The organism is Pedobacter planticolens (assembly GCF_014172375.1).
GTDB classification, from domain to species: Bacteria; Bacteroidota; Bacteroidia; order Sphingobacteriales; family Sphingobacteriaceae; genus Pedobacter; species Pedobacter planticolens.
This window is the reverse complement of the sequence record NZ_WNXD01000002.1, coordinates 1,530,977-1,553,721: the sequence shown is the minus strand read 5'-3', so window position 1 is coordinate 1,553,721 and position 22,745 is coordinate 1,530,977. Positions and strand designations below refer to the sequence as shown.

Sequence of the window (22,745 nt, the reverse complement as noted above, 5' to 3'; positions counted from 1 at the left end):
CGATAGTGTTCGATTAAGCCCGACTTTGCGAGGTTTGCCCTCCACAAACCGTGGCAATCTCCTTTTTAGTATCCAAATAACTTATAACGTAAAGAATTAGGAATACGCTAAGTGAATAACACTTGAATATAAGTGTTATTTTCGCCTCTATTTTTCCGTTTTTCCCAATGGAAAAAGTCTTTTGCGTGATGGGAAATGTCCTTTGCGTGATGGGAAAAGCTCTTTTGCGTAATGGGAAAAGCCCTTTGCGTGATGGGAAATGTCCTTTGCGTAATGGGAAAAGCTCTTTGCGTAATGGGAAAAGCCCTTTGCGTGATGAGAAAAGCTCTTTGCGTAATGGGAAAAGCCCTTTGCGTGATGAGAAAAGCTCTTTGCGCATCGGGAAAAACCAAATTTCCGTACCTAAACGTACCTAACTAAACTGTTTTAACCAAATACGTACAGGTTTTACACCATTGTTACACATATGTCTCAAAACAACAATTTTTTGACGTTTTATACCTATTTATGCCACTTTTACCGAATAGATTAAAATGATGATCATGATAAGCATATTCCACCGTTTGGTTTAAGTGTTCCAGAATTATTTCCAGACAAAGTCTTCGTACTTTAAGTTATAATTTAAGTGACCGCAAAAAAGCGAACACTTAAACCAGAGGGGAAAAATTCATAATCGGCTAATCATTAAATAAGTATTTGAACAAATAATAAATTCCTAAAAGGGTAAAAAAAACAATCAGTATCCAATTCCTTGGAATAACCATTCCGATATCATAGCTATTTAATTCGTTGTTTTTCTTCTTATGTCTTATATACCTTCGATTTTCTATAAATAGTAAACCTGAAGCTAGAAAGCTTAAAAAACTATATAAAAATTCATTGTCCATTAACTACTCATTTATTTTTTTGTTTCTCACTTATTGTTCTAGTACTTTCTACGGCATTTGAAGTAGTTGCTCTTGCTTCTCCCGTTTGGTTTAAGTGTTCCAAAGGATCACTTAAATCCATTTTAAAAACTCAGGTCCCCCTCTGGTGCAAGCATTCTGCTTGTGACATCGAATATAAGTTTTTTTTGAAAAGTTAAAATTGCCTTTAAAACAAAAAAGTTCAGCATACATTTACAGTATGCTGAATTCTTATTTAACTATAGCACAAGCGAGATGCTTGCGCTAGATAGGGACCGAAAAAAAGCGAACACTTAAAGCAGAGGGGGTAAATCGACATTTCTCATCGGTCGAAGCCCTTTTCTCATCGAGAAAAACGCAATATCTCTACCGAAACGCGCCTAAACTACCCATTTCTTAAATCCAGCATTTTCTCGTTGACTTATATCAAGTTCTAGATCTAAAGGCGGTTTTAAACTAATTTTTGTCTTTCTTGAGCTAATAATACTAATTTTTCCAATGGCTGCCTTATTTATAATGAATGAACGTTTTATCATATAAAATTGACTTGGAGGTAGGTAATTGATACTTTTTGTTAAGGTGTCTTTCCAAATAATTTTCTCTCCGTTGAAATTATAAGCAAAACAATTTTTGTCTTCAATAAAAACACAAGCAATATTAGTAAATGCTTCTTGTGTAATTAGTTCATTTCCGAAATCCTCTAAAAGTGCTTTTGGAATGCTTTTTTGTTTATTCAACTTGTTCCAGTGATAAAACAAATAAGCATTTAATATAATAAGCATCAATACAATTTGTTGCAGATAGCGGCTAAAATAAACCGTATTTAAAATATTAATTTCATAGTAGGCAAAGTAAACTGTTGCCAATACAATTGCTGGTAAAATTGGGAAAAATACACCCCCAACTAACTGTCGTCGCATCCTTATACTATAACTTCTCCCCCAAGGATAGTAGTAATCTAGAAAACGAGTAACCCTAAAAACAATTGAAATTAAGACATAAGCCATTAGTGTATTAATTACTAATGCAGTATAATAATATGAATTTGTAAAAATAACTGCATACGTATGCCTGTCTTCGTAAACAATAAGTAGGTGTGCAGCTAATAAGGCAAATGATAGTTTGGTTAGGTAATTGGGATATTTAACTGTGCCAGCAGCTTTATACCAATGTTGTTTTTTCATAAGAGACATATTAAATGATGTGTATAATGATTTACATAGATTGAAAATTTATACGTTTAACAGGCTTGGCTGATCAAAAAAACATACAAATAGCTATCAATATATAAAAGATTTTATGAGTGCTTAAAATAAGGATGATTTCTTCTAAGAATTATCAGTATATGCGACATAATGATGAGGTTTACTTAACCGTAATTAAGTTTCAGCTATAATAAATATTAACTATAAGTTATTTAATTATCGTGATACATCGCTTATCAAAAATAAAGACATCGTTCAGCAAAATAAAGGCTACATTCTTTTCAAAAGATATGTTCGAAATTCTAATTTGATGGCTTACTATTAACCTAATTTACAATGAAAAAATTTCCATTTACCAATGCAGACTTCCTCGCCTTGCAACACGACCTCTATAATTTAAACGATGAGGTTTTAAAAATTGAAGCAGATTTAGTGCTAAATGATTTTGATTATTGGATGAATAATCACTTCGAGCTAAGTGTTAATCAGTTGTGTTTTCTTAAGTGTATAGATGCGAGAGCCAAACCTCTTATAACTTTTAATACTAGTTTTGCTATTGAAAACAGATTACTAATTATTCTCAACAAAGCTAGAAATAGCAATAGTGATGAGCAAGGAAAAATCATTTGGCATAAAAGCACACTTACGGCTAGTTCTGGAGGCAATACAGGATATAGAGCAAGTGGCACATTAGAAATTAATATTGCTTATCAGCCAATAGAAATCTTAAAACCTGCATTACTCATCTCTAACAATTATTATTAATTAATCAAGTAAGTTCACTAAATCGCTACTTACCAGACATTGTTTATTATTAAATGACAAATGATCTGTTTTTATTGAGAATACAAGCGAGAAAACTAGCAAAAGATGGGTGCAGCAATTAACTGCCCCAACTTTTAGTATTGATTTTGTGGCATTATAAGGCTTTCCTTATCTGATTTTTTTTATATCCGCCTATCTTAGCCCTTTATTCTTCTTACTTAAGAAAATGATAACCAATCATTTTATAAAACAAAAGCAGGCGGTTATCAACTTTTACTATTAACCAATATACCGCCCACTTATGCAAAGAACTTATTCTGACTAGCAGATTCTAGACTAAACTAACGTGACAAAATAAACTCAAATTATCATAGCTCTTTAATCTCTATTTACACAACTCAAATATAATAATAAAACAACAACTAAACAAATATGTTTAGTTGTTTAGTTAAAAATCTTTTGAGTTTGCGTCATGACAAATGATCTTGAAATTTTTAAAAAAAATTTAGGTAAACGGATAGCAAACTTACGTGAAGCAAAGGGTTTAACTCAGGCGCAACTATCTGCGCTTATTAATAAAGATTTTCAAAGCATTAGTAGAATAGAAACAGGCAGGGTAAATGCCTCAAGTTATCTCCTTAAACAAATAGCCGATGCGCTTGAAATAACTATGAGTGATTTATTTGATTTTTAATTCAGCACTAATCGACAGCTGTAAACCTAAATTGTTTTTGAATTATCAATTTATACTTTTCGCCACTTTATAAATAAGTTAGCTTTTTTAAGATTTTATTCTTGTATCCTCAGCAATCCAATTCACTTCCCATGTTTTTCCATTATCAGTTGAAAATGCTTGTTCAAAATGGCAGGAACTTGGGGTAATTGCTGAGATCACAAAACGAACAAGAATTTTCTTGCCATCAAAAGTGTCTTCATTAAAAAATTCTCCACGTCCATCTTTAAAGCTGCCAATTGAGGGTGTAGCTAAATTTCCGTCTTTGATGTTTGCAAAATTGAGGCTCCATTGGTTTGTTTTTGGGTTAAAAAGCCGCAAACTTACACCTATTATTTGTCCTCCCGAACCCTTAACGTTGAGTTCCACTAGATTAGAATTGCCATTACAAATTGCGATAACTTTTGATGTACCCTCATATTCAACCCAAGTTGTAGAACCAGAAAGAGGATTTTTAAGAACTTTAAGTTTTGTTTTCCAATCTCCTATTTCAAAATCAAAATCTCGTTGCCCATTTTTACCAGAAATACTTTGTGCAATTACAAAAGTTGGTAATAACGTTAGAAAAAAGCAGCTAACTATAAAGTTAAATTTCACTTGGATAAAGGTTTTTTCTAGTGCCATAATTTTAAAAACTTCATTTGTAAATTGTGAATTTTTCATTTGTCAAACTAAGCTAAGGTTTTTATAAATGACAATATTCTCTACTCTTTCAGAATTATTTTCAGTAATTAAATATAGGTAATTTTGGTTGGTATTATAGCCGACACCCTTGAGATAACTAGGAGTGATTTATTTGATTTTTAGAGCAATAGCAATCCGCTAATCCTCTTTTGTAAACCTAAACTGTTTTTTAATTGCCAATTTATGGTGCTGATTAATATTAGCCGTTAACAGTTCTAAATTAAACTCATGATTGGTACCGCAATTTAATAGATGGAAATAAACAGATGGTTTTAAACTTTCAAAATACTCAATCAAATTACTACTCCATAACAATTGACAATTTCCATTTATTCGTTTTACAATTTCGGCAATCCCAGGTTTAACTACAATATTCCGTACATGGTTCGATTCTAAATTTCCTTGTGGAAACATTAAAAATACATTGCCTGGAGTATTTAGTATTTCTGCAGCATAAGCTAAACTTTCACTTACGGTAACAGTGCCTGGCGCAATAGAAAAGCAGCCTAATCGGGTTAACCATTTATGTTGTGCCAATTGTTTTTCGAGCACCATAATATACAATCCTTTTAGGTTGGGTTCTTGCTTATAGATAGATTTTAAGCATAAATATCCAGCCCAAAAGCCATCCCAAAAACTAAAATGATTACACATTAAAATGTACGAATGGTTTTTTAAAACCTCCACCTCGTAAATTTTCATTTTATTAAAGCGCCAGCTAAATAGCCACGATAAAAACCGACCAACAAGTATCAAATATTTAGCTCGAATAGGGTTTGCCTTAATTATCATACATCAACTCGTAAATTTTAGCGGGTAAGTTCTTGTTTACCATATCATGATCTTCATCTAATGTGGTTTTACTGGCAAAGTTTAATTTCGATATCATTACATCAGCTAAATGCTGTGGATACATTTTATCTCTTTGGCCGAAAATAAAATGGCATTTTACTTTGTTGTCGTTTAGCGTCTCTATTAAATCTGATTGTTTAGCTTGTAAATAACGCAAATAAGTAACATTGGCGTAAAATGCAAACCGCAATTGTGGCGTTGCCATTTCTTTACTTAAAATACCATGACTTTTTAAATCAATAACACCTACTTTTTTGCATACACTTAACGCCATTTGAATTCCTCTTTCACTTAAAAAAAGTTTACGAAAAGCTAAATTGGCGACTACATTTTTAGAGAACACCTGCAAAATGGGTAAAATTTTTAAAAAAGAAGGTGCTAAAATAAATAGCTGATCAATTCTTTGTGCTTCCTTCTCCGCCAATACAGAAGCATAATGTGTACCTAACGAATATCCAATAACAGAAAATCGATCAATTGCTTGGTGAGCGCAAAATGCAGTAATTAATTCACAATACTCATTTTTCGAAATTCCTTTTTTTACTTGTTGTATAGATTGATCATGCAACATCGTTTCTTTATGAAAAAACAGGTCGAAACCATAAAACGTATACTCGTCGCCTAGTCTCTCTTTTAAAACAGAAAACTGTTTGCCATGCATCCCATAACCATGAAAACATAACATGATTTTAGATCCATTTCCAAAGCGATAATAATGTAAATTAACCAGCGAATGGTTAAAAAAATGAGCAGTCATGGAGAGCGTTGAGTGTTAATTATTCCTAAAAGTAGTAGAAAAAATTAATGCTTGTATCTTTTATCCATTTAAAATCGGCTTTGTCCACTAATTAGTTTTTTGTTATTGATAAGCGAATGCCGTAACTTTGTAGCACATTTAAAAACAATAAATTATGTCATCAGTAGTGATAATCAATACACTGCTCCAATGAGAATAATCACATAAAAATAGGCTAATAATACCATAATAGCATTTTTAGGACCACACTAAAAAACACAAAATAACACTTCTTTATATATTCGCATGCAAATAGCATGCAAAACATAAACTAATACTATATTTGTTTATGGCATCAGCGCAACTTTATTTAGACACTAGAAGAGCAAAAGTAGACGGCACGTTTCCCGTGAAAATTAGAATTGGTTATGGTAGACAAGCCAAGTTATTTAACACAATAATTTCACTATCAAAAACAGATTTCGAGAGGGTTGTAATAGGCAAAGGCAAATTAAGTGATCATCTTAAAGCAGTGAAACCTAAATTAGATACTTTGATCAAAAAAGCGAATGTGGTAATTGAAGGGCTTACGCCGTTTAATATTGAAACATTTACAACGAGATTTTTTCAAAGAGGCAATAGATTAGATCTCCTATTCCTACTTAAAGAAAAAGCCGATAAACTTTGGGAATTAGAGAAGATTGGCAATTCTAATCTATATAAGCAAGCTTGGACCTTGTTAGTAGAGTACCATAAACATACAAGCGATAGTCAAGAGCTCTTAATCCATACTGTTAATGTTAAATGGTTACAAAATTTTGAGACCTGGGTTGGCAGGCAAACAAGAGTAGATAAAAAAGGTATTATTTTGCCAAAATATAGCACCACAACATTAGGAATGTATCTAATTCGAGTGCGAGCTATTTTTAACGATACCATTAGTGATCAATTAATACCAAATAATCTCTATCCCTTCCATACACCGCAAAACAACAAGGGGTATAAAATTCTCAAAGGCGGAGGTAACAAAAGGGCACTACAAAAAAATGAGATGCAGAGGATATTTGATTATATACCGAAAACCGTAAACGAATCTTTTGCAAAGGATATCTTTATGTTTAGCTACTTAGCTTGTGGGATGAATTGCATTGATATTTTCCGTTTAAAATGGTCTGATATTGACGGCAATAAGTTTACCTTCATTCGTAAAAAAACAGAAGGTAAATTAGGCGGACAAAACAAAATCACAATATTACTTAATAAAGAGTTGTCAGAGATAATCGAACGGCATGGAAGCCATAAATTACGGAGCGATTTGATTTTCAATGTTATACCTGATGATGTAAATGAGGTTGAGGCTCTAAAAGCTGTTAGAAGCTCCATTTCAACAATAAATCAAACTTTAAAGAAAATCGCTAAAGCTTTAGATATTACAACTGAAATTAGCACCTATTTTGCTAGGCATAGTTTTAGCACTAATCAAATGAATAACGAAACACCTCTAGCTTTCATAAGTAAACAATTGGGCCATACAAGCTTAAAGACAACAGAGAATTACTTAAGCGATTTCAGCAATGATAAAGCTGAAATCTATTTATCCAGCTTATTAGAAAACACTAATTAATTTAAAAAAACTATTTTGGTTTAAAAATTTTTCAAAAACACATGTTATTCTATATTATATTTGCTACATGTTAGATAGTGGTTATAAACGGGTGTTATTGCAAACGGGTATAAACAGTATTGAGACTGACCACTGTAATATAAGATAGTCTTAGTTTAGGGTTCATCGAACGCATTTGCCATGCCAAATACGGGTTTTGAGATGCGCTAAGATGAAGTTTAAGGAGTGTTAATCACCTGCATGGGGGATTCAGATTTAACACTTCATTTACATGAATTTATCTAAAGAAACTCCTTTAAATGAATTGACTATTGGTCAATTTGAGGAAGTATTATCAAAATTCGGGATTACTATTAGTAACCAAAAAAAAGATTCACAATCTAATTATTTCAATACGCTAGAGGCAGCAGCTTTTATCCGTAAAAGTCCAGAAGCATTACGTCAAATTGTTTACCATGGAAAGATAAAAAGCATCAAACGGGGCAATAATTTACTGTTCTTGGAATCTGAGTTGGTCGAATGGTTAGAAAGTGGCAGAAAACAAACTAGCTCTGAGCTCAATAATAATGCAGAAGCTCTTTTAACATCTAAAATCAAGGGTTAAAAAGCGTGTTAATTTATTTAGTTTTTGAATTAGGGCATAGTGCTCTAATTCAAATTCATGTGTCATGTTTTATATGATGCTTGATTTTATTAAAACCAGATCCTTCATAACCAAAACTCAAATGAAGTTTCTAATTCATAAAAGCGAATTAATTTTTACGAAAAAATCAAACCCTTATTCTCGGAAAACTATATCACATACATGTTATTACGGGCCTATGAAATTTAAAGTTTTTCCAAATAGAACTTTAATTATATCAGGCAGTTTACATAAATTCTATAACTATTTAACCTCGAATGAATCTAGGAATGACGATTTATATACTTATGCTAATTTCACAACAACATTGCAATATTTCACAGATGTACTGAAACTTAACATTAAAAAAATGAGGGTTCACAATATAGAGTTTGGAGTGAATTTACATTTGAAGTGTGATGCAGCAGATTACCTTGTTCAAATGCAAGCTTATAGATGGCTGACTTTTAACCAAGTCATCTCGGAAAAGAAAATCGGACGTACCTGTGTAATGGATGAATACTGGGCGAAAATTTATTTTAAAGGCTTCCAATTTGGGAACAATCCCAATTTGCTCAGAATTGAAAAATCAGTTAAAACGATGCAAGCAGTATTTAAAACTCATGTTTACTTAACTGATTTGGCCGATAAAAAAGTCTGGGAATATTGTGGTAATAATCTATTGAAAATGTTTGATGATATTCTTATTTCAGATGTGTTCGTGATAGATCAATTATCAAAAACAGAAAAAAGAGTAGTTTTAGAATGTTCCAATAATGCACAATGGAAAGATTTTACAAAGCAAAAAAAAAGTTTAAATAGAAAAGCGTACGATAAAATAATTGAAAACCATGGTGCTATGAAGATTCGATCGAATTTAAAGGCCTTGATCACTGAACAGATTAAAGAAATAATCAATACTTGATATACCACGACTCAGAATTATGACTTTCCCACATTCTAATTATATGGTGGGAAAGTCACAATTTTAAACTCATAAGTTATAAGTAATCACATTATAAATCGTTGCTATATTTATTTTAATACCCAAATGAATAATTACTTGATCCTATTAAATGACAATGCAAAGTAAAATGAGGGCTTTTAGAAACGTGAGAAACGCAACAAACCCAAAGCAAAACATATTGTATATCAACAAATTACCTATCAAAAGTGGACTTTTTGGACATATATAAGTCCGTTAAAATCAAAACTCGTTCACTTTAATTAAATACAAAACTCGACTTTCTCGATATATAAAAGGACTAAAAAGTAAAGTCAAACAAATCCTTTTCTGGAATTTCTAAAGCTGTAGCAATTAAATGAATTGTAGATATTGTTGTGTTAATCTTTCCGTGTTCAATATCAAAAATTTGAGAATACTCTATGCCCGCAGCAAGAGCCAATTTCTCCATAGATACTTTCTTACTATTTCGTAAGGCTCGCAGGTTTTCGCCAAAGGCTTTTATGTAATCTATTTTGCGATTATTGTTCACGCTGCAAACTGCGTGTAATATGGCTCAATTATTATAGGATATATCCTATAATAATTTTATTTTTGACATATATCGTTTATTAAATTGAGATGAAAAAGACACTATTCATATTGTTTATAATGCCACTAATTCTATTTGGGCAGCAAAAACCAACCCTATTACAAAAGATCAAAACTGCTGCGGTTAATGAATTAAAAATCAAACTCAATGACCCCAAAAGTTACGAACCTGCTTCTTGGGGAGAGTTAAAAGAGCAACAGACATCATTTGGTGATACCGAAAGATTTATTTCTATGGTAAATGAAATATCAGAATTGTCTAGAAAACTTGATAATGAAATAGCATACATCAAAAAAGAGGAACAGAAAAAAGACTTTAAGGAATTTTTTACACATGATCCACCAAACGACTCGTTGATTAATTTAGCAAAACAGTCAAAAGTAAAGTTTGAGTTTTCATTAGATAGTACACGACAAACCATTACTAGAGAGTCAAAGACCTTTCAACCAATCTTTAAAAATTATTATATTGAACATTCATTTAGGTCAAGAAATGCTTATAATGGTTTAATATTAGTGACTTATTTTTTTAGATTATCCAAAGAGTTTAATGTTATTGAATTTGGGAATATTGAGAAGCTATAAATAATTGTTTACAAGCATTAAAAGAAACTTATTCATTTCTTGCAAGTCTCATTTAAATAAAACTACTCTGCGATATATTTAATTCATCTGACATGGGATTAATAATATTAAATGGGCTTTTGCTCCGCAAAAGCGGGATTGAGGAAGGGATGTTGGAAACCTTTAGGCCGCTGCTGCAATCATAGAATTGAACTGGGTTGATACTGTGCTAAGCGCAAAGTCCAGCTTTACGGTGGACGGTTTGGAACAGGATGCCGTGACTACTTTCACCGAAATACACAATCGTAAGGGGATATTTCAATTTTATCAATGTTTTCTTTTTAAAATGAAAAATCCTTAAATTACATAATCCCTTTAGCGTAATGAATTGAAGTTTATTGATAGAATAATAGAAAGGTCCTGAACGAAACACTAGGTATGTAGACCAGTCCGCTGAGATAGGCTTCTTTTAGAGATGGATATAAATTCTTTCATTACACGTTCATATGAACTGAATATAATCTTAGAAAAGAACTGACAGTGGAAATAGTGATATGATCGTAAAGGGATATTTTAATTTTCTTAATGATGGAAAGGAAATATAAATTCTTCATTGGTATTGATGTTAGCAAACTCACGCTTGACTTTGCAGTCAATTTAGGGATTGAAAACCTCATTCAGAGAAAGATTACAAACGATAAAGTTGAGATTATAGATTTCATCAAAGAAATCAAGTCAGTACAAGGACTTAGGCTATCCAATACGCTATTTGTAATGGAACATACGGGGATTTATTGTACTATCCTCATCAATTGTTTAGAGAAATGTAAAGCTAGTTTCGTTGTTGAAAGTGCTTCGCATATCAAAAAGTCCATGGGTACAGTAAGAGGCAAAACAGACGGGACAGACGCACTCATGTTAGCCAATTTTCTGTTTAGGGCAAAGGAAAAGATCAGACTATGGGAACCTAAACGACCTATAATTAGTGAACTTTCTTTGCTCTCTTCTCTTAGAAATAAATTGTTAACCATTCAAAACTCACTACTTGTGCAGAAAAGAGAAAATGAATTGTTTAAGAATAAATCGCTTTGCAATAGGTATGGTGAGTTTTGTACTAATAGTGTAATAGCATTAAAGACTGACTTAAAGCAGCTGGATTTGAAGATTAAAGAGACATGCCTAGGTGATGAGCATATCAAACGGTTAACTGAAATCATTACTTCAATTCCTGCCGTAGGAGATATTACAGCAATACAGTTGATTATATTGAGCAATGAATTTAAGAGCATTCCAACTGCTAAGAAGTTTGCTTGCTATGCTGGTGTTGCGCCTTTTCCTAGGCAGTCTGGAACTTCACTAAACAAAAGAAGTCGTGTGTCACAAATAGCAAACAAAAAAATTAAATCATTGCTACATCTTTGTGCCTTGGGTGCATCTCGATTTGATCCAGATCTGAAAAAGTACTACCTAAGAAAAACAGAAGTTGAAGGGAAGAATAAAATGCTAGTCCTTAATGCCGTCCGTGATAAATTAATTCAAAGAGTATATGCATGTGTTAAACAGGATAGATGCTACATAAAAGAATATATGAGCAAGTTGGAAAGCTAAAATATTATTAACAAATGGTTGAAAACTATTTTTATTAAGCCTCGTTAAATACTAAAAATATTAGCAATTTTACAGTTCAAATAATTGAACTATGATTACAGAAGTTGCACTACCTAGACATTTAAAGCTCCCTAAAACATCAATAGTTAAGGATAAGTTTGACAATCTAATACAAAGACGGATGCATATTGCTTCTCGCATTGTAGACAATCCATCCAACACATATTACTTTGAGGTTGACAATGATCAAATGAGGTTCTTCGGCATTGTAAAGGGTAGTATTGTTGTTGTAGATAAATCAATTGAAGTTTTAAGTGGTAAACTTATCGTTTGTTGCGTTGATGATGAATGGCTAGTCAGAAAGCTTTGCACAAGAGAAAACAGCACTTACCTCTGCATCAATAATAATTTTGATGCTTGCATTAACATAACAGGTAAAGACATTAAAATCATTGGTGTAGTAACTTGGAACTGTCAACCTCACAATATTTAAGCATATGCCCAGACCAGATAGAATAAGTGGTGAGGAGAGATATAAAACTTATATGGCAGGTTTGCCACCTAAGACCAAGCCAAATACACCGCTTTACATTACTCTATATGAGGAAGCTAAATTAAAGAAACATTGGATATATGACCCTGATATTAAAAGATGGCAGTCTCCAGAAGAGTTTCTAGAACTAGAAAAGCGTATAAGCGGTGGAGAACCAAATAGATTATCACGGTTGCAGGTTAAAGACCCCATCGAAGGCATTGAGGCTGGTTATTTACAGATGAAGGTTTTAAAGGAACGAATGGAAATATTTGTAAAGAGGGTGATCGAATATTATAAGCATTAAATATATATCTTTTAATACATAGAACCTTACATGTGGATTATCCCAAAAGTGGCCACATATTACGCTCCAAACTGGTCACTTCGTTTCACTTGAAAGTGATCAATCAGATGGATTTAAGGGCTTTTAAGTGCCCAAATCCTTGTTCTGGACTGATGTGTCGGATTGCCATATAACAGAGAATCTATGGGCTTAAAATTACCTAAATTCGTTAAGATCCTGATGGTTTTGTTGACCTGTTTGTTGAGGTCTGGATTCGGTGTACAGAGAGGTACAACAATAAAAGAAATACTTCAAATTCATTATATACTATTATAATAACTTTTAAAAGTGAACAAGTAACACTGCTAGCATTTAAATAAGACTTTTGAATTGGCCAACTTAATACGTAATTTTGTTCTACTTAGAGCGGTAACTCTAATAGAAGCATGCAAAAAGCATGCAAATTATATTTACACATCATCATAAGCAATTAATTATTAATCACTTAATAAAAAACAACATGTCATCAGTAGAGACAACTTACGTTCCTTATAAAGTTAAGGACATTTCACTGGCAGAATGGGGCCGCAAAGAGATTGGATTAGCCGAAGCAGAGATGCCAGGTTTAATGAGTTTGCGTAAAGAATTCGGACCATCGAAACCTTTAGCAGGCGCACGTATTGCAGGCTGCTTACACATGACCATTCAAACTGCAGTTTTAATTGAAACTTTGGTAGAATTAGGTGCAGAGGTTACTTGGTCATCATGCAACATTTTCTCAACACAAGATCATGCTGCTGCTGCAATTGCCGCTGCAGGTATTCAGGTTTACGCTTGGAAAGGCTTAAACGAAACGGATTTTGATTGGTGTATTGAGCAAACTTTACATTTCGGTCCAGAACGCCAACCATTAAATTTAATATTAGATGATGGTGGCGATTTAACCAATATGGTATTCGATAAATATCCTGAGCTAATTGCAGCTATCAAAGGTTTATCTGAAGAAACTACAACGGGTGTACACCGTTTATACGAAAGAATGAAAAACGGAACATTGCATGTACCTGCAATTAACGTGAACGATTCGGTAACTAAATCTAAATTCGATAACAAATACGGATGTAGAGAATCATTAGTTGATGCAATTCGTCGTGCAACTGATGTAATGATGGCTGGTAAAGTAGCTGTTGTTTGCGGTTATGGTGATGTAGGTAAAGGTTCTGCAGAATCTTTAAGCTCACAAGGTGTACGTGTAATCGTTACTGAAATTGACCCAATTTGTGCTTTACAAGCTGCAATGGAAGGTTATGAAGTTAAACGTTTAGACACTGCAATTAAAGAAGCTGATATCGTGGTAACTACAACTGGTAACTGTGATATCGTACGCGAGAAACACTTCAGAGCATTAAAAGACAAAGCTATTGTTTGTAACATCGGTCACTTCGATAACGAAATTGATATGGCTTGGTTAAACGGAGCTTACGGTGATACTAAAGTTGAGATTAAACCACAGGTTGATAAATATACAATTGACGGTAAAGACGTTATCGTTTTGGCCGAAGGTCGTTTAGTTAATTTAGGTTGCGCAACTGGTCACCCAAGTTTTGTAATGAGTAACTCATTTACTAACCAAACTTTAGCTCAATTAGAACTTTGGACAAACACTGCTGCTTACGAAAACAAAGTTTATGTGTTACCTAAACACCTAGACGAAAAAGTTGCTCGTTTACACTTAGAAAAAATTGGTGTTGAGTTAGAGGTTTTAGACCAATTCCAAGCTGATTATATTGGCGTACCAGTTGAAGGTCCGTTTAAAGCAGATACTTACAGATACTAACCAATTCTCGTCTTTGCGAGGAACGAAGCAATCTCATTTTGAGGTTCATATTAAAAAGGATGTGCAGTTTGCACATCCTTTTTTTGTTTATTCCCTCGTCATGCTGAATTATTTCAACATCTTTTAATCCATTATAGAAAAGTAAATACATTTGAACTTATATTTTCTTAAATGTCTTATATGGTAAATATTTTTTTGAAAATGTTTGTTCAGTAATTCTTTGCTCAATCCAGCCCTGCTTTCTGTTCCAAGTTTTTAACTGTCATACTGAGTTTATCGAAGTATCTGCAATAAAAAGCTTTCCACGTCAATCAGGTTTATTTTACAAAAAACTGAAGCACTTTTGAACCACAAAAACCTACATTTGTCTTAATCAAACTTACCTGCCTGCCGCAGGCAGGATTCCTTACTATTTAAAAATGAAACACTTCATATTCACCCTAGTTTTAACAGCTTTCGGCTTTGCTGCAAATGCCCAAACAGCTAAACAACCAGCAGCCAAACAACTAGACAAAAAAACAGTAGAAATTGCTTGTGGCGAATGTCAGTTCAAAATGAAAGGTAAAGATTGCGAATTAGCAGTCAGGATAGATGGCAAATCTTATTTTGTTGATGGAAAAGGTATAGATGATTTCGGCGATGCACATGGCAAACATGGTTTTTGCAACGCCATTGGCAAAGCAGAGGTAACTGGCGAAATAGTAAACAATCGCTTTAAAGCAAAAACGATTACATTATTGCCAGAAAAGAAAGATTAGGTTTTCCAATCGCAATCAAACTAAATCCTATATTTAGGAAACAACAAATGTCGATGAAGAAATTATGCTTAATCATCTTATTGGCTTTTATAACAATTTCTATAAAAGCTCAATTCCCACCAAAAATTGAAAATCCATCCCAATTTGGGAAAGATTGTTTTTACTATCAAATACTACCGAAAAATGGTTTACCTAAAGGTGTTTTAGTTCTTATTCCTGGGTACGGCGAACATCCCTATTCTGTTTCTGCACAAAGCACAATTTTGCAAGAAGCAGAAAAAAGCAATTTAGCTGTTATGATTGTTAACCTTTCGAAAGATAATTTAGAATTTCCTATCAACGAAATCGCTATTGATAAGCTTTCGAAAATGATTAAATATTTTTATGCAGGGCAAAAATTATCGGAAAGCACAAAATTATTTATAGGTGGTTTCTCCATCGGCGGAACAACGGCATTGAAATTTTATGCTCAAAAGAAAAATGAATTTAAAATCAACAAGGTTTTTGCTATCGACCCACCTTTAGATTTAGTTCGATTAAGAAAATCTTTATCAAAAGGAAGAGACAAAAATTTAATTGCCAAATTAGATACACTAAATCAATCAAATAAATTTTCTGAAAAGAGCTTGAAAGAACTATCGGTGTATAATCCAGATTATACTACCATCGAAATGTTACCTGATTATCAGCAAACCTCATTAAGAATTTATTGCGAACCAGATATTTTATGGTGGATTAAAAACAGAAATATGGATTTATCTGATATGAACGTAACCGATTGCGCAGGTTACATCAATAAGTTATTACAAAAATCTCAAAACCAAAAAGTTGAATTGATTTTAACCAAAGATAGAGGATTTAGAAACGGCACGATAAAACATCCACACTCATGGAGTATAGCTGAACCTGTGAGTTTAGTAAAATGGTTAATGGATTAAACTATTGCAAACAAACAACCTTAATTATTAAACTCCTTCTCCAAACCCTGTCTCAAATCAAACAAAAGCCATTGTTTATTTTTAACATCAATTTGTTTTAATTTGAGTAGTTGGATGAAATTTTTTACACCAATTTCTTCATTCCCATTACCGTGAACCAACACGATACTTCCAGCATTTGCTTGCTGTCCTTTTGCCAACCAAGCATCACTACCTATTGGAATTAACCCGTAATTTTCTATTTGTTCTACAATTTTCTGGTCTGAAACCAAACCCGGAAAACGAAAAAACACCGATGGTATTAAGCCATTCTTCAGCATTAACTGTTCATTCTTTAATACTTCAACATCCAAATCAGTATTTTTTGCGAGTAGAAAATTTTCTGTGAGAGGCAAATTATTTACCTCATGATTATAAGAATGGTTAACCCAAGTAATATCTAGTTCTTTCTGTAACATTAAACCTTTTAACCAATTCAAATCTTCTTGGTGTTTTAGCATCCACTTTCCAGAAACCGAAACTGCCAAAGGAACGGGTGTTTCTATTTGCTTAAATTCATTAATCAATGATTGAAAGATAATTCTATCAAGGTTTTTATGAGAAGGGCACAAATCTATGGTTAACGCTATTCCCTTTTCTTTGGGAATGGCATGGTCTAATCCAGCATTTTGCAATTGCCTGTCACTTTTCAAAGCTACGTTCATCGCTTTAACATAACTTGATTTACCAAAAATGGCCTGTACATTACCAAAAGCTAAATTAACTAACGAATAATTATTAGCTAAATCAACTTTTGTGCTTAATGTTTGCGGATTAACCAACAACAAATATTTCTGGTTATCATTGACAAAACTCCTAATTGCAATTAGTTTTTCACTCGCTTTTGTAGCTAATAAGTAGTTTACTTTATAACGTTTAATGCTTTCAAAATTTTGAGCAAATAAATTATAAGAGAACAGCATCAAAAATGACAAAAGCTTAAATTTCATAGCACAAAGATAAACACATCCATAATAAGTTCCTTTTACATTTGTCTTCAAAAACCTTCAGCCTTATACCTTCCGCCTTCAACCTTAATTTCTTATCTTTGCCCCATGACAAAATTATCCGTCAATATTAATAAAATAGCAACTTTAAGAAACAGTCGTGGTGGCAATAACCCCGATTTAGTTAAGGTAGCTTTAGACTGTGAGCGTTTTGGCGCACAAGGAATTACCGTGCACCCACGACCAGACGAACGCCACATCCGTTATCAAGATACGTTCGATTTAAAAGCAGTAATCTCAACTGAATTTAACATAGAAGGCAATTGTCGCGAGCAAAAATTTATTGATTTAGTTTTAGCTAATAAACCCGCTCAAGTTACTTTAGTACCCGATGTTTTAGGGCAAATTACCTCAAACCATGGTTGGGATACCATAAAAGAGCAAGTCTATTTAAAAGAAATGGTTTCACTATTTCAAAAGGCTGGCATTCGTGTTTCTATTTTTGTAGACCCAGTTATCGAAATGGTAGAAGGAGCTTTAGCAACAGGAACAGACCGCATAGAATTATATACCGAAGCTTACGCTAGTGAATATCCTACAAATAAGGAAAAAGCAATTGCCCCTTACATCGTGGCAGCAAAAAAAGCAAATGAATTAGGTTTGGGTATTAATGCTGGTCACGATTTAGATTTAAATAATCTTCAATACTTTGCACAACAAATTCCTAATTTATTAGAAGTTTCCATCGGCCATGCCTTAATTAGCGATTCCTTATATTTAGGTTTGGAAAACACAATTCAACTTTATTTAAAGCAACTAGCTTAAGCACTCTCACCGCAGAGAAAGCGAAGAAATCGCAAAGAGAAGAAGCGCTATAATTCTTTGCGAAAAACTTTGCGCACTTTGCGTTTAATAAAAAAAATATGTTAAAAGGTATACTCCTTGTTCTATTTGGTGCTTGCAGTTTCGGCATCCTTTCTACTTTTGTAAAATTGGCTTATGCCGAAGGTTATTCTTTAGGAGATGTAACTGGTACACAAGCATTATTTGGAGCTATCGTATTATGGCTGCTCTATTTCATTCAGACTAAAACACAAGCTAAAGAAAAAGCAAAACCTGTTATAAAAACACATTGGCTTAAATTAATTGCAGCTGGTTTTTTTACAGGTTTAGTAAGTATTACGTATTACCAATGTGTAAAACTGGTTCCTGCATCGGTAGCCATCATTTTATTAATGCAATTTGTATGGATAAGCGTATTACTAGAACTTTTCATTTATAAAAAGAAACCAAGTCGCAATCAAGTTTTAGCTATTTTATTGGTTTTAGGTGGAACAGTTTTAGCAAGCGGATTAACAGAAACAAAAATATCAGGCTTTAATATATTAGGTATTGCCTACGGTATGCTAGCCGCACTTTTCTACGCCATATTCTTAATGCTAAATGGTAAGTTAGGTAATGAATATCCACCGTTAAAAAAGAGTGCGTTAATGATTACTGGAGCATGTTTGTTAATATTTGCTATTCTTCCTCCTACATTTTTAATCAACGGTGCTTTAGCTGGCAGTTTATTAAAATGGGGAATAATTTTAGCCATATTTGGTACAGTTATTCCTCCGCTTTGTTTTTCATCGGGCATACCAAAAGCAGGACTTACCTTAAGTTCTATTCTGAGTTCGGTAGAATTACCTGTTGCCGTAAGTATGTCGGCATTGGTATTACATGAAGATGTAAGTTGGATCCGTTGGTTAGGCGTACTCATTATTTTAAGTGCCATGATTTTACCAAATTTGGAAAATATAAAAAAGGGGAATATCTTTAAGAAATCATGATCGCATATTACCTTTAAATAAATCATATACAGATGAAAAACCAACTCTTAATTCTATTAAGCTTATTTGTTTTCGCCTTTGGCGGATGTAAAAATATTGCCACTATTAATGCTGATGAGGCTGGCGAAGTAATTACTGATTATTTAAAGGCAAATCCCGAATATAAAACCACTCGTTTTAACTTTGGCGAAATAAAATTTAATAGTGAAAATGAGATGAAAGATTTAGCTAAATATAAAACTTTAGCTAATGATGGTTATGTTTCCTTAAGTTTAAAAGAAGCCAAAAAGAAATTCCTTTCTAAGGATAGCAGCTTTGTTTATGTAATAAAATTAACAGATAAAGCCAGCGATTTAGTGCTGAAACAAGATGAAGATAAAGCCACAGTTAAAGTGGTTAATTACGAATTAGCGAGCGAAAAACCTGTAGATTTTAACAGAGTAAATGATAACAACGCCAAAGTAACAGTATCGCTTAAAAAGGTAAATACTCCGTTTGCAGTATTTGAGAAAAACCAAGCTGATAACAGCAATTTTATCACTAAAACCTATCGTTTAAAACTAAGTAAAGACGAAGGCTGGAAAGTAAATAAATAAGTTTTTCATTCCGAAAAATCTCCTAAGCAAATCTTCTTATTACTTAAATATCTTTCTGTAGTCAAATGATTACAGAAACAGAATTCTATTTATTAGCTTTTTAAAAAAAATTAAACAAACGTTTGTTTTGATATACTACCAAATTTATAGGCTTTAAGCTGCAAAAAACACGGTTCGCAAAGCATTTTTTACATGTTTTTAACAAGACAATTCCTTACCTTTGCGCAATCAATTATAGCTATACTTCATGAGTTTAAACATCCATTACCAAGAAGACTTTCAAGACCGTCATATTGCCCCAAATCAAGATGATACTAAGGCAATGTTGCAAACTATCGGCGTTAATTCTATCGATGAACTGATTGAACAAACCATTCCTCAGAAAATAAGATTAAAGCAACCTTTAAATCTGCCAAAGGCAAAATCTGAGATCGAATATTTAACAAGTTTAAAACAAACTGCATCGTTAAATAAAGTTTTCAAATCTTATATCGGACAAGGTTATTATGATACCTTAACACCTGGCGTTATTTTGCGTAACGTAATGGAAAACCCAGGATGGTACACGCAATACACACCTTACCAAGCAGAAATTGCACAAGGTCGTTTGCAAGCATTATTGAATTTCCAAACGATGGTTATCGATTTAACCGGAATGGAAATTGCCAACGCATCTTTGCTAGATGAAGGTACTGCAGCGGCAGAAGCAATGTTTATGCAATTCAGTCTACGCAAAAACAATCAGGCTACTAAATATTTTGTGTCCGAATTAATTTTTACACAAACCATAGATATTTTAAAAACTCGTGCTAATCCATTCGGTATAGAATTGGTAATTGGTAACCACGAAACATTTACTGCAACCGATGAGTTTTTCGGTGCAATTGTACAATATCCAGCAGGTAATGGAGAAGTATTTGATTATACCAACTTTGCTGCTACCCTACATAGCCAAAATATTAAATTAACGGTTATTGCCGATTTACTCAGCTTAACTTTATTAACTCCTCCGGGCGAGTGGGGCGCTGATGTTGTAGTTGGTACTACACAACGTTTTGGTGTACCAATGGGTTTTGGCGGTCCGCATGCAGCCTATTTTGCTACAAAAGACGAGTACAAACGCTCTATTCCAGGTCGTATTATTGGCGTAACCATCGATAGCAATAACAATTACGCTTTACGTATGGCTTTGCAAACTCGCGAGCAACACATCCGTAGAGATAAAGCAACATCAAACATTTGTACTGCGCAAGCTTTATTGGCTATTATGGCAGGTTTTTACGCTGCTTATCACGGCCCTAAAGGTTTAAAATTAATTGCAGAACGTACCCACGGATTAGCGGTAACTCTTGCAAAATCTTTAAAAGAAGCTGGTTATAACGTTTTAAGTAAATCATATTTCGATACCATACAATTAGATCTAGGCGACTTAACTGGCTCTATCCATAAAGAATGTTTAGACAATAACATCAACCTAAATTATAACGGAAACACAGTAAGCATCGCTTTTGATGAAACGACTACTTTCGAAGATGTGAAATTGTTGGTTCGTATTTTCTCTAAAGTTAAAGGCATTTCTGCCGATAATTTAACTGTTGTTGAGAATGTAACTACTACTATCCCGACAGGTTTACAACGTACTTCTGACTATTTAACACATGCAGTTTTCACCTCTCATCATTCTGAGCATGAAATGTTGCGTTACATCAAATCATTAGAAACTAAAGATCTTTCGCTATGTCATTCTATGATTGCTTTAGGTTCATGCACCATGAAATTAAACGCAACCAGCGAAATGATTCCTGTTACTTGGCCAGAGTTTGGTAAAGTGCATCCATTTGCACCGGCCGACCAAGTATTAGGTTATTACACTGTTTTTGATGAATTAGACAAATGGTTAAGCGAAATTACTGGTTTTGCAGCCATGAGTTTACAGCCAAATGCTGGTGCCCAGGGCGAATACGCTGGCTTAATGGTTATCAGAGCTTATCACCAAGATAGAGGAGATTTTCACCGTAATATCGCATTAATTCCTGCTTCGGCTCACGGTACAAACCCTGCTTCGGCGGCAATGGCTGGCATGAAAATCATCGTTGTAAAATCATTAGAAAACGGAAACATTGATGTGGATGATTTGAAAGCAAAAGCTGAAGAGCATGCTGCAAACTTATCATGTTTAATGGTTACGTATCCATCTACACACGGTGTTTTCGAAGAAAGTATTATCGACATTTGTAACATTATTCACCAAAACGGCGGACAAGTTTACATGGATGGAGCTAACATGAACGCACAAGTTGGCTTAACTAGTCCAGCTAATATTGGTGCAGATGTTTGCCACTTAAACTTGCATAAAACATTCTGTATTCCGCATGGTGGCGGTGGTCCTGGTATGGGCCCAATTGGTGTGGCTGCACATTTGGTAAAATATTTACCTGGTCATGCAGTGGTCGATATCAATAACGAAAAATCTATCCACGCTGTGTCATCTGCACCTTGGGGTTCTGCTTCGATATTAATTATTTCTCACGCATACATTGCCATGATGGGTGGCGAAGGCTTAACCGATGCTACGAGATATGCAATTTTGAACGCCAACTACATGAAAGCTCGTTTAGAAACACATTATCCGGTGTTATATTCAGGTAGTCAAGGTCGTTGCGCACACGAAATGATTTTAGATTGCAGAGGTTTTAAAAACTACGGTATCGAAGTGGTTGATATTGCTAAACGTTTAATGGATTACGGTTTCCACGCACCAACAGTTTCTTTCCCGGTTGCGGGTACGTTAATGGTTGAGCCTACTGAAAGCGAGCCTAAACATGAATTAGATCGTTTTTGTGATGCATTAATTGCCATTAGAAATGAAATTACTGCCGTAGAAAAAGGCGAATTAGATAAAGTTGATAACCCTTTGAAAAACGCTCCTCATACTGCTGCTGTAGTTACGGCAAACGAGTGGGAACATGGTTATAGCCGTCAAACGGCAGCTTTTCCATTACCTTATGTGGCTGCTTACAAATTCTGGCCATCAGTTGGCAGAGTAAACGATAGCCATGGCGATAGATCATTAATCTGCGCTTGCCCTCCGTTAGAAAGTTACATGGAAGAAGAAGCAACAGCTTAA

Annotated in this window: 23 protein-coding genes; 17 read left to right on the top strand and 6 right to left on the bottom strand. The window is 33.7% G+C overall.

What is annotated here, in order from left to right; genetic code table 11:
• Nucleotides 1-209 precede the first annotated feature (209 nt).
• Nucleotides 210-416, top strand: coding sequence for a hypothetical protein (locus GM921_RS15580; RefSeq protein ID WP_182923558.1), 207 nt, complete (start codon nt 210-212; stop codon nt 414-416).
• Nucleotides 417-1,285: 869 nt separating this feature from the next.
• On the opposite strand, the gene GM921_RS15575 is transcribed toward GM921_RS15580, so the two are convergent.
• Entirely contained in the window at nt 1,286-2,089 is an 804-nt protein-coding gene (locus tag GM921_RS15575) for a LytTR family transcriptional regulator DNA-binding domain-containing protein (protein WP_182923557.1), read from the bottom strand.
• 357 nt (nt 2,090-2,446) lie between these two features.
• Here GM921_RS15575 and GM921_RS15570 point away from each other — a divergent pair, with 357 nt between their 5' ends.
• Both GM921_RS15570 and GM921_RS15565 read left to right on the top strand, forming a co-directional pair.
• Nucleotides 2,447-2,875 (top strand): hypothetical protein, encoded by a 429-nt coding sequence (locus GM921_RS15570; protein WP_182923556.1) that lies wholly within the window; start codon nt 2,447-2,449, stop codon nt 2,873-2,875.
• Between the two features lie 472 nt (nt 2,876-3,347).
• On the top strand, nt 3,348-3,569 hold the full coding sequence (locus GM921_RS15565; RefSeq protein ID WP_182923555.1) for a helix-turn-helix domain-containing protein: 222 nt from the start codon (nt 3,348-3,350) through the stop codon (nt 3,567-3,569).
• Between the two features lie 87 nt (nt 3,570-3,656).
• Here GM921_RS15565 and GM921_RS15560 read toward each other — a convergent pair whose 3' ends face one another.
• The 3 genes from GM921_RS15560 to GM921_RS15550 form a co-directional block, all read right to left on the bottom strand.
• Entirely contained in the window at nt 3,657-4,271 is a 615-nt protein-coding gene (locus GM921_RS15560; protein WP_182923554.1) for a hypothetical protein, read from the bottom strand.
• A gap of 159 nt (nt 4,272-4,430) precedes the next feature.
• Nucleotides 4,431-4,994, bottom strand: coding sequence for a 1-acyl-sn-glycerol-3-phosphate acyltransferase (locus GM921_RS15555; protein ID WP_235969848.1), 564 nt, complete (start codon nt 4,992-4,994; stop codon nt 4,431-4,433).
• 79 nt (nt 4,995-5,073) lie between these two features.
• Entirely contained in the window at nt 5,074-5,901 is an 828-nt protein-coding gene (locus tag GM921_RS15550) for an alpha/beta fold hydrolase (protein ID WP_182923552.1), read from the bottom strand.
• Nucleotides 5,902-6,229: 328 nt separating this feature from the next.
• Between GM921_RS15550 and GM921_RS15545 the strand changes: the two genes are divergently transcribed.
• The 3 genes from GM921_RS15545 (at nt 6,230) to GM921_RS15535 (ending at nt 9,051) form a co-directional block, all read left to right on the top strand.
• The gene (locus GM921_RS15545; protein WP_182923551.1) at nt 6,230-7,504 is read left to right on the top strand and encodes a tyrosine-type recombinase/integrase; all 1,275 of its coding nucleotides are present in this window, start codon (nt 6,230-6,232) and stop codon (nt 7,502-7,504) included.
• Between the two features lie 271 nt (nt 7,505-7,775).
• A complete protein-coding gene (locus tag GM921_RS15540) occupies nt 7,776-8,108 on the top strand; it encodes a helix-turn-helix domain-containing protein (RefSeq protein WP_182923550.1) in 333 nt (110 codons plus the stop codon).
• A gap of 217 nt (nt 8,109-8,325) precedes the next feature.
• On the top strand, nt 8,326-9,051 hold the full coding sequence (locus GM921_RS15535) for a hypothetical protein (protein ID WP_182923549.1): 726 nt from the start codon (nt 8,326-8,328) through the stop codon (nt 9,049-9,051).
• Between the two features lie 340 nt (nt 9,052-9,391).
• Here GM921_RS15535 and GM921_RS17530 read toward each other — a convergent pair whose 3' ends face one another.
• Nucleotides 9,392-9,622, bottom strand: a complete 231-nt coding sequence (locus GM921_RS17530; RefSeq protein WP_182923548.1) for a helix-turn-helix domain-containing protein — start codon at nt 9,620-9,622, stop codon at nt 9,392-9,394.
• An 89-nt stretch (nt 9,623-9,711) separates the two neighbouring features.
• On the opposite strand from GM921_RS17530, the gene GM921_RS15525 reads away from it, so the two are divergent.
• From GM921_RS15525 to GM921_RS15495, 7 genes are all read left to right on the top strand, one after another.
• Nucleotides 9,712-10,266, top strand: coding sequence for a hypothetical protein (locus GM921_RS15525; RefSeq protein WP_182923547.1), 555 nt, complete (start codon nt 9,712-9,714; stop codon nt 10,264-10,266).
• A gap of 567 nt (nt 10,267-10,833) precedes the next feature.
• Nucleotides 10,834-11,853, top strand: coding sequence for a transposase (locus GM921_RS15520; protein ID WP_182923546.1), 1,020 nt, complete (start codon nt 10,834-10,836; stop codon nt 11,851-11,853).
• A gap of 91 nt (nt 11,854-11,944) precedes the next feature.
• The gene (locus tag GM921_RS15515; RefSeq protein ID WP_182923545.1) at nt 11,945-12,346 is read left to right on the top strand and encodes a LexA family protein; all 402 of its coding nucleotides are present in this window, start codon (nt 11,945-11,947) and stop codon (nt 12,344-12,346) included.
• Between the two features lie 4 nt (nt 12,347-12,350).
• The gene (locus GM921_RS15510) at nt 12,351-12,692 is read left to right on the top strand and encodes a hypothetical protein (RefSeq protein ID WP_182923544.1); all 342 of its coding nucleotides are present in this window, start codon (nt 12,351-12,353) and stop codon (nt 12,690-12,692) included.
• 499 nt (nt 12,693-13,191) lie between these two features.
• The gene (ahcY, locus tag GM921_RS15505; RefSeq protein WP_182923543.1) at nt 13,192-14,508 is read left to right on the top strand and encodes an adenosylhomocysteinase; all 1,317 of its coding nucleotides are present in this window, start codon (nt 13,192-13,194) and stop codon (nt 14,506-14,508) included.
• Nucleotides 14,509-14,927: 419 nt separating this feature from the next.
• The gene (locus tag GM921_RS15500) at nt 14,928-15,266 is read left to right on the top strand and encodes a DUF6370 family protein (protein WP_182923542.1); all 339 of its coding nucleotides are present in this window, start codon (nt 14,928-14,930) and stop codon (nt 15,264-15,266) included.
• A 53-nt stretch (nt 15,267-15,319) separates the two neighbouring features.
• Nucleotides 15,320-16,204 carry a hypothetical protein gene (locus GM921_RS15495; RefSeq protein ID WP_182923541.1) on the top strand — a complete coding sequence of 295 codons (885 nt, stop codon included), beginning with the start codon at nt 15,320-15,322 and terminating at the stop codon, nt 16,202-16,204.
• 20 nt (nt 16,205-16,224) lie between these two features.
• Here GM921_RS15495 and GM921_RS15490 read toward each other — a convergent pair whose 3' ends face one another.
• The gene (locus GM921_RS15490; RefSeq protein WP_182923540.1) at nt 16,225-17,193 is read right to left on the bottom strand and encodes a polysaccharide deacetylase family protein; all 969 of its coding nucleotides are present in this window, start codon (nt 17,191-17,193) and stop codon (nt 16,225-16,227) included.
• Between the two features lie 105 nt (nt 17,194-17,298).
• On the opposite strand from GM921_RS15490, the gene GM921_RS15485 reads away from it, so the two are divergent.
• The 4 genes from GM921_RS15485 (at nt 17,299) to gcvP (ending at nt 22,745) form a co-directional block, all read left to right on the top strand.
• Nucleotides 17,299-18,015 (top strand): pyridoxine 5'-phosphate synthase, encoded by a 717-nt coding sequence (locus tag GM921_RS15485; RefSeq protein ID WP_182923539.1) that lies wholly within the window; start codon nt 17,299-17,301, stop codon nt 18,013-18,015.
• A gap of 98 nt (nt 18,016-18,113) precedes the next feature.
• On the top strand, nt 18,114-19,022 hold the full coding sequence (locus GM921_RS15480; protein ID WP_182923538.1) for an EamA family transporter: 909 nt from the start codon (nt 18,114-18,116) through the stop codon (nt 19,020-19,022).
• 32 nt (nt 19,023-19,054) lie between these two features.
• On the top strand, nt 19,055-19,618 hold the full coding sequence (locus tag GM921_RS15475) for a hypothetical protein (protein ID WP_182923537.1): 564 nt from the start codon (nt 19,055-19,057) through the stop codon (nt 19,616-19,618).
• 247 nt (nt 19,619-19,865) lie between these two features.
• Nucleotides 19,866-22,745 carry an aminomethyl-transferring glycine dehydrogenase gene (gene gcvP, locus GM921_RS15470; protein ID WP_182923536.1) on the top strand — a complete coding sequence of 960 codons (2,880 nt, stop codon included), beginning with the start codon at nt 19,866-19,868 and terminating at the stop codon, nt 22,743-22,745.

Coding starts and splice junctions, on each gene's coding strand:
- ahcY (WP_182923543.1), top strand. CDS start 13,192: ATGTCATCAGTAGAGACAACTTACGTTCCTTATAAAGTTAAGGACATT.
- GM921_RS15575 (WP_182923557.1), bottom strand. CDS start 2,089: ATGAAAAAACAACATTGGTATAAAGCTGCTGGCACAGTTAAATATCCC.
- GM921_RS15535 (WP_182923549.1), top strand. CDS start 8,326: ATGAAATTTAAAGTTTTTCCAAATAGAACTTTAATTATATCAGGCAGT.
- GM921_RS15520 (WP_182923546.1), top strand. CDS start 10,834: ATGGAAAGGAAATATAAATTCTTCATTGGTATTGATGTTAGCAAACTC.
- GM921_RS15500 (WP_182923542.1), top strand. CDS start 14,928: ATGAAACACTTCATATTCACCCTAGTTTTAACAGCTTTCGGCTTTGCT.
- GM921_RS15555 (WP_235969848.1), bottom strand. CDS start 4,994: ATGAAAATTTACGAGGTGGAGGTTTTAAAAAACCATTCGTACATTTTA.
- GM921_RS15570 (WP_182923556.1), top strand. CDS start 2,447: ATGAAAAAATTTCCATTTACCAATGCAGACTTCCTCGCCTTGCAACAC.
- gcvP (WP_182923536.1), top strand. CDS start 19,866: ATGAGTTTAAACATCCATTACCAAGAAGACTTTCAAGACCGTCATATT.
- GM921_RS15515 (WP_182923545.1), top strand. CDS start 11,945: ATGATTACAGAAGTTGCACTACCTAGACATTTAAAGCTCCCTAAAACA.
- GM921_RS15580 (WP_182923558.1), top strand. CDS start 210: ATGGGAAAAGCTCTTTTGCGTAATGGGAAAAGCCCTTTGCGTGATGGG.
- GM921_RS15525 (WP_182923547.1), top strand. CDS start 9,712: ATGAAAAAGACACTATTCATATTGTTTATAATGCCACTAATTCTATTT.
- GM921_RS15550 (WP_182923552.1), bottom strand. CDS start 5,901: ATGACTGCTCATTTTTTTAACCATTCGCTGGTTAATTTACATTATTAT.
- GM921_RS15565 (WP_182923555.1), top strand. CDS start 3,348: ATGACAAATGATCTTGAAATTTTTAAAAAAAATTTAGGTAAACGGATA.
- GM921_RS15545 (WP_182923551.1), top strand. CDS start 6,230: ATGGCATCAGCGCAACTTTATTTAGACACTAGAAGAGCAAAAGTAGAC.
- GM921_RS15480 (WP_182923538.1), top strand. CDS start 18,114: ATGTTAAAAGGTATACTCCTTGTTCTATTTGGTGCTTGCAGTTTCGGC.
- GM921_RS15560 (WP_182923554.1), bottom strand. CDS start 4,271: ATGAAAAATTCACAATTTACAAATGAAGTTTTTAAAATTATGGCACTA.
- GM921_RS15495 (WP_182923541.1), top strand. CDS start 15,320: ATGAAGAAATTATGCTTAATCATCTTATTGGCTTTTATAACAATTTCT.
- GM921_RS15485 (WP_182923539.1), top strand. CDS start 17,299: ATGACAAAATTATCCGTCAATATTAATAAAATAGCAACTTTAAGAAAC.
- GM921_RS15540 (WP_182923550.1), top strand. CDS start 7,776: ATGAATTTATCTAAAGAAACTCCTTTAAATGAATTGACTATTGGTCAA.
- GM921_RS15475 (WP_182923537.1), top strand. CDS start 19,055: ATGAAAAACCAACTCTTAATTCTATTAAGCTTATTTGTTTTCGCCTTT.
- GM921_RS15490 (WP_182923540.1), bottom strand. CDS start 17,193: ATGAAATTTAAGCTTTTGTCATTTTTGATGCTGTTCTCTTATAATTTA.
- GM921_RS15510 (WP_182923544.1), top strand. CDS start 12,351: ATGCCCAGACCAGATAGAATAAGTGGTGAGGAGAGATATAAAACTTAT.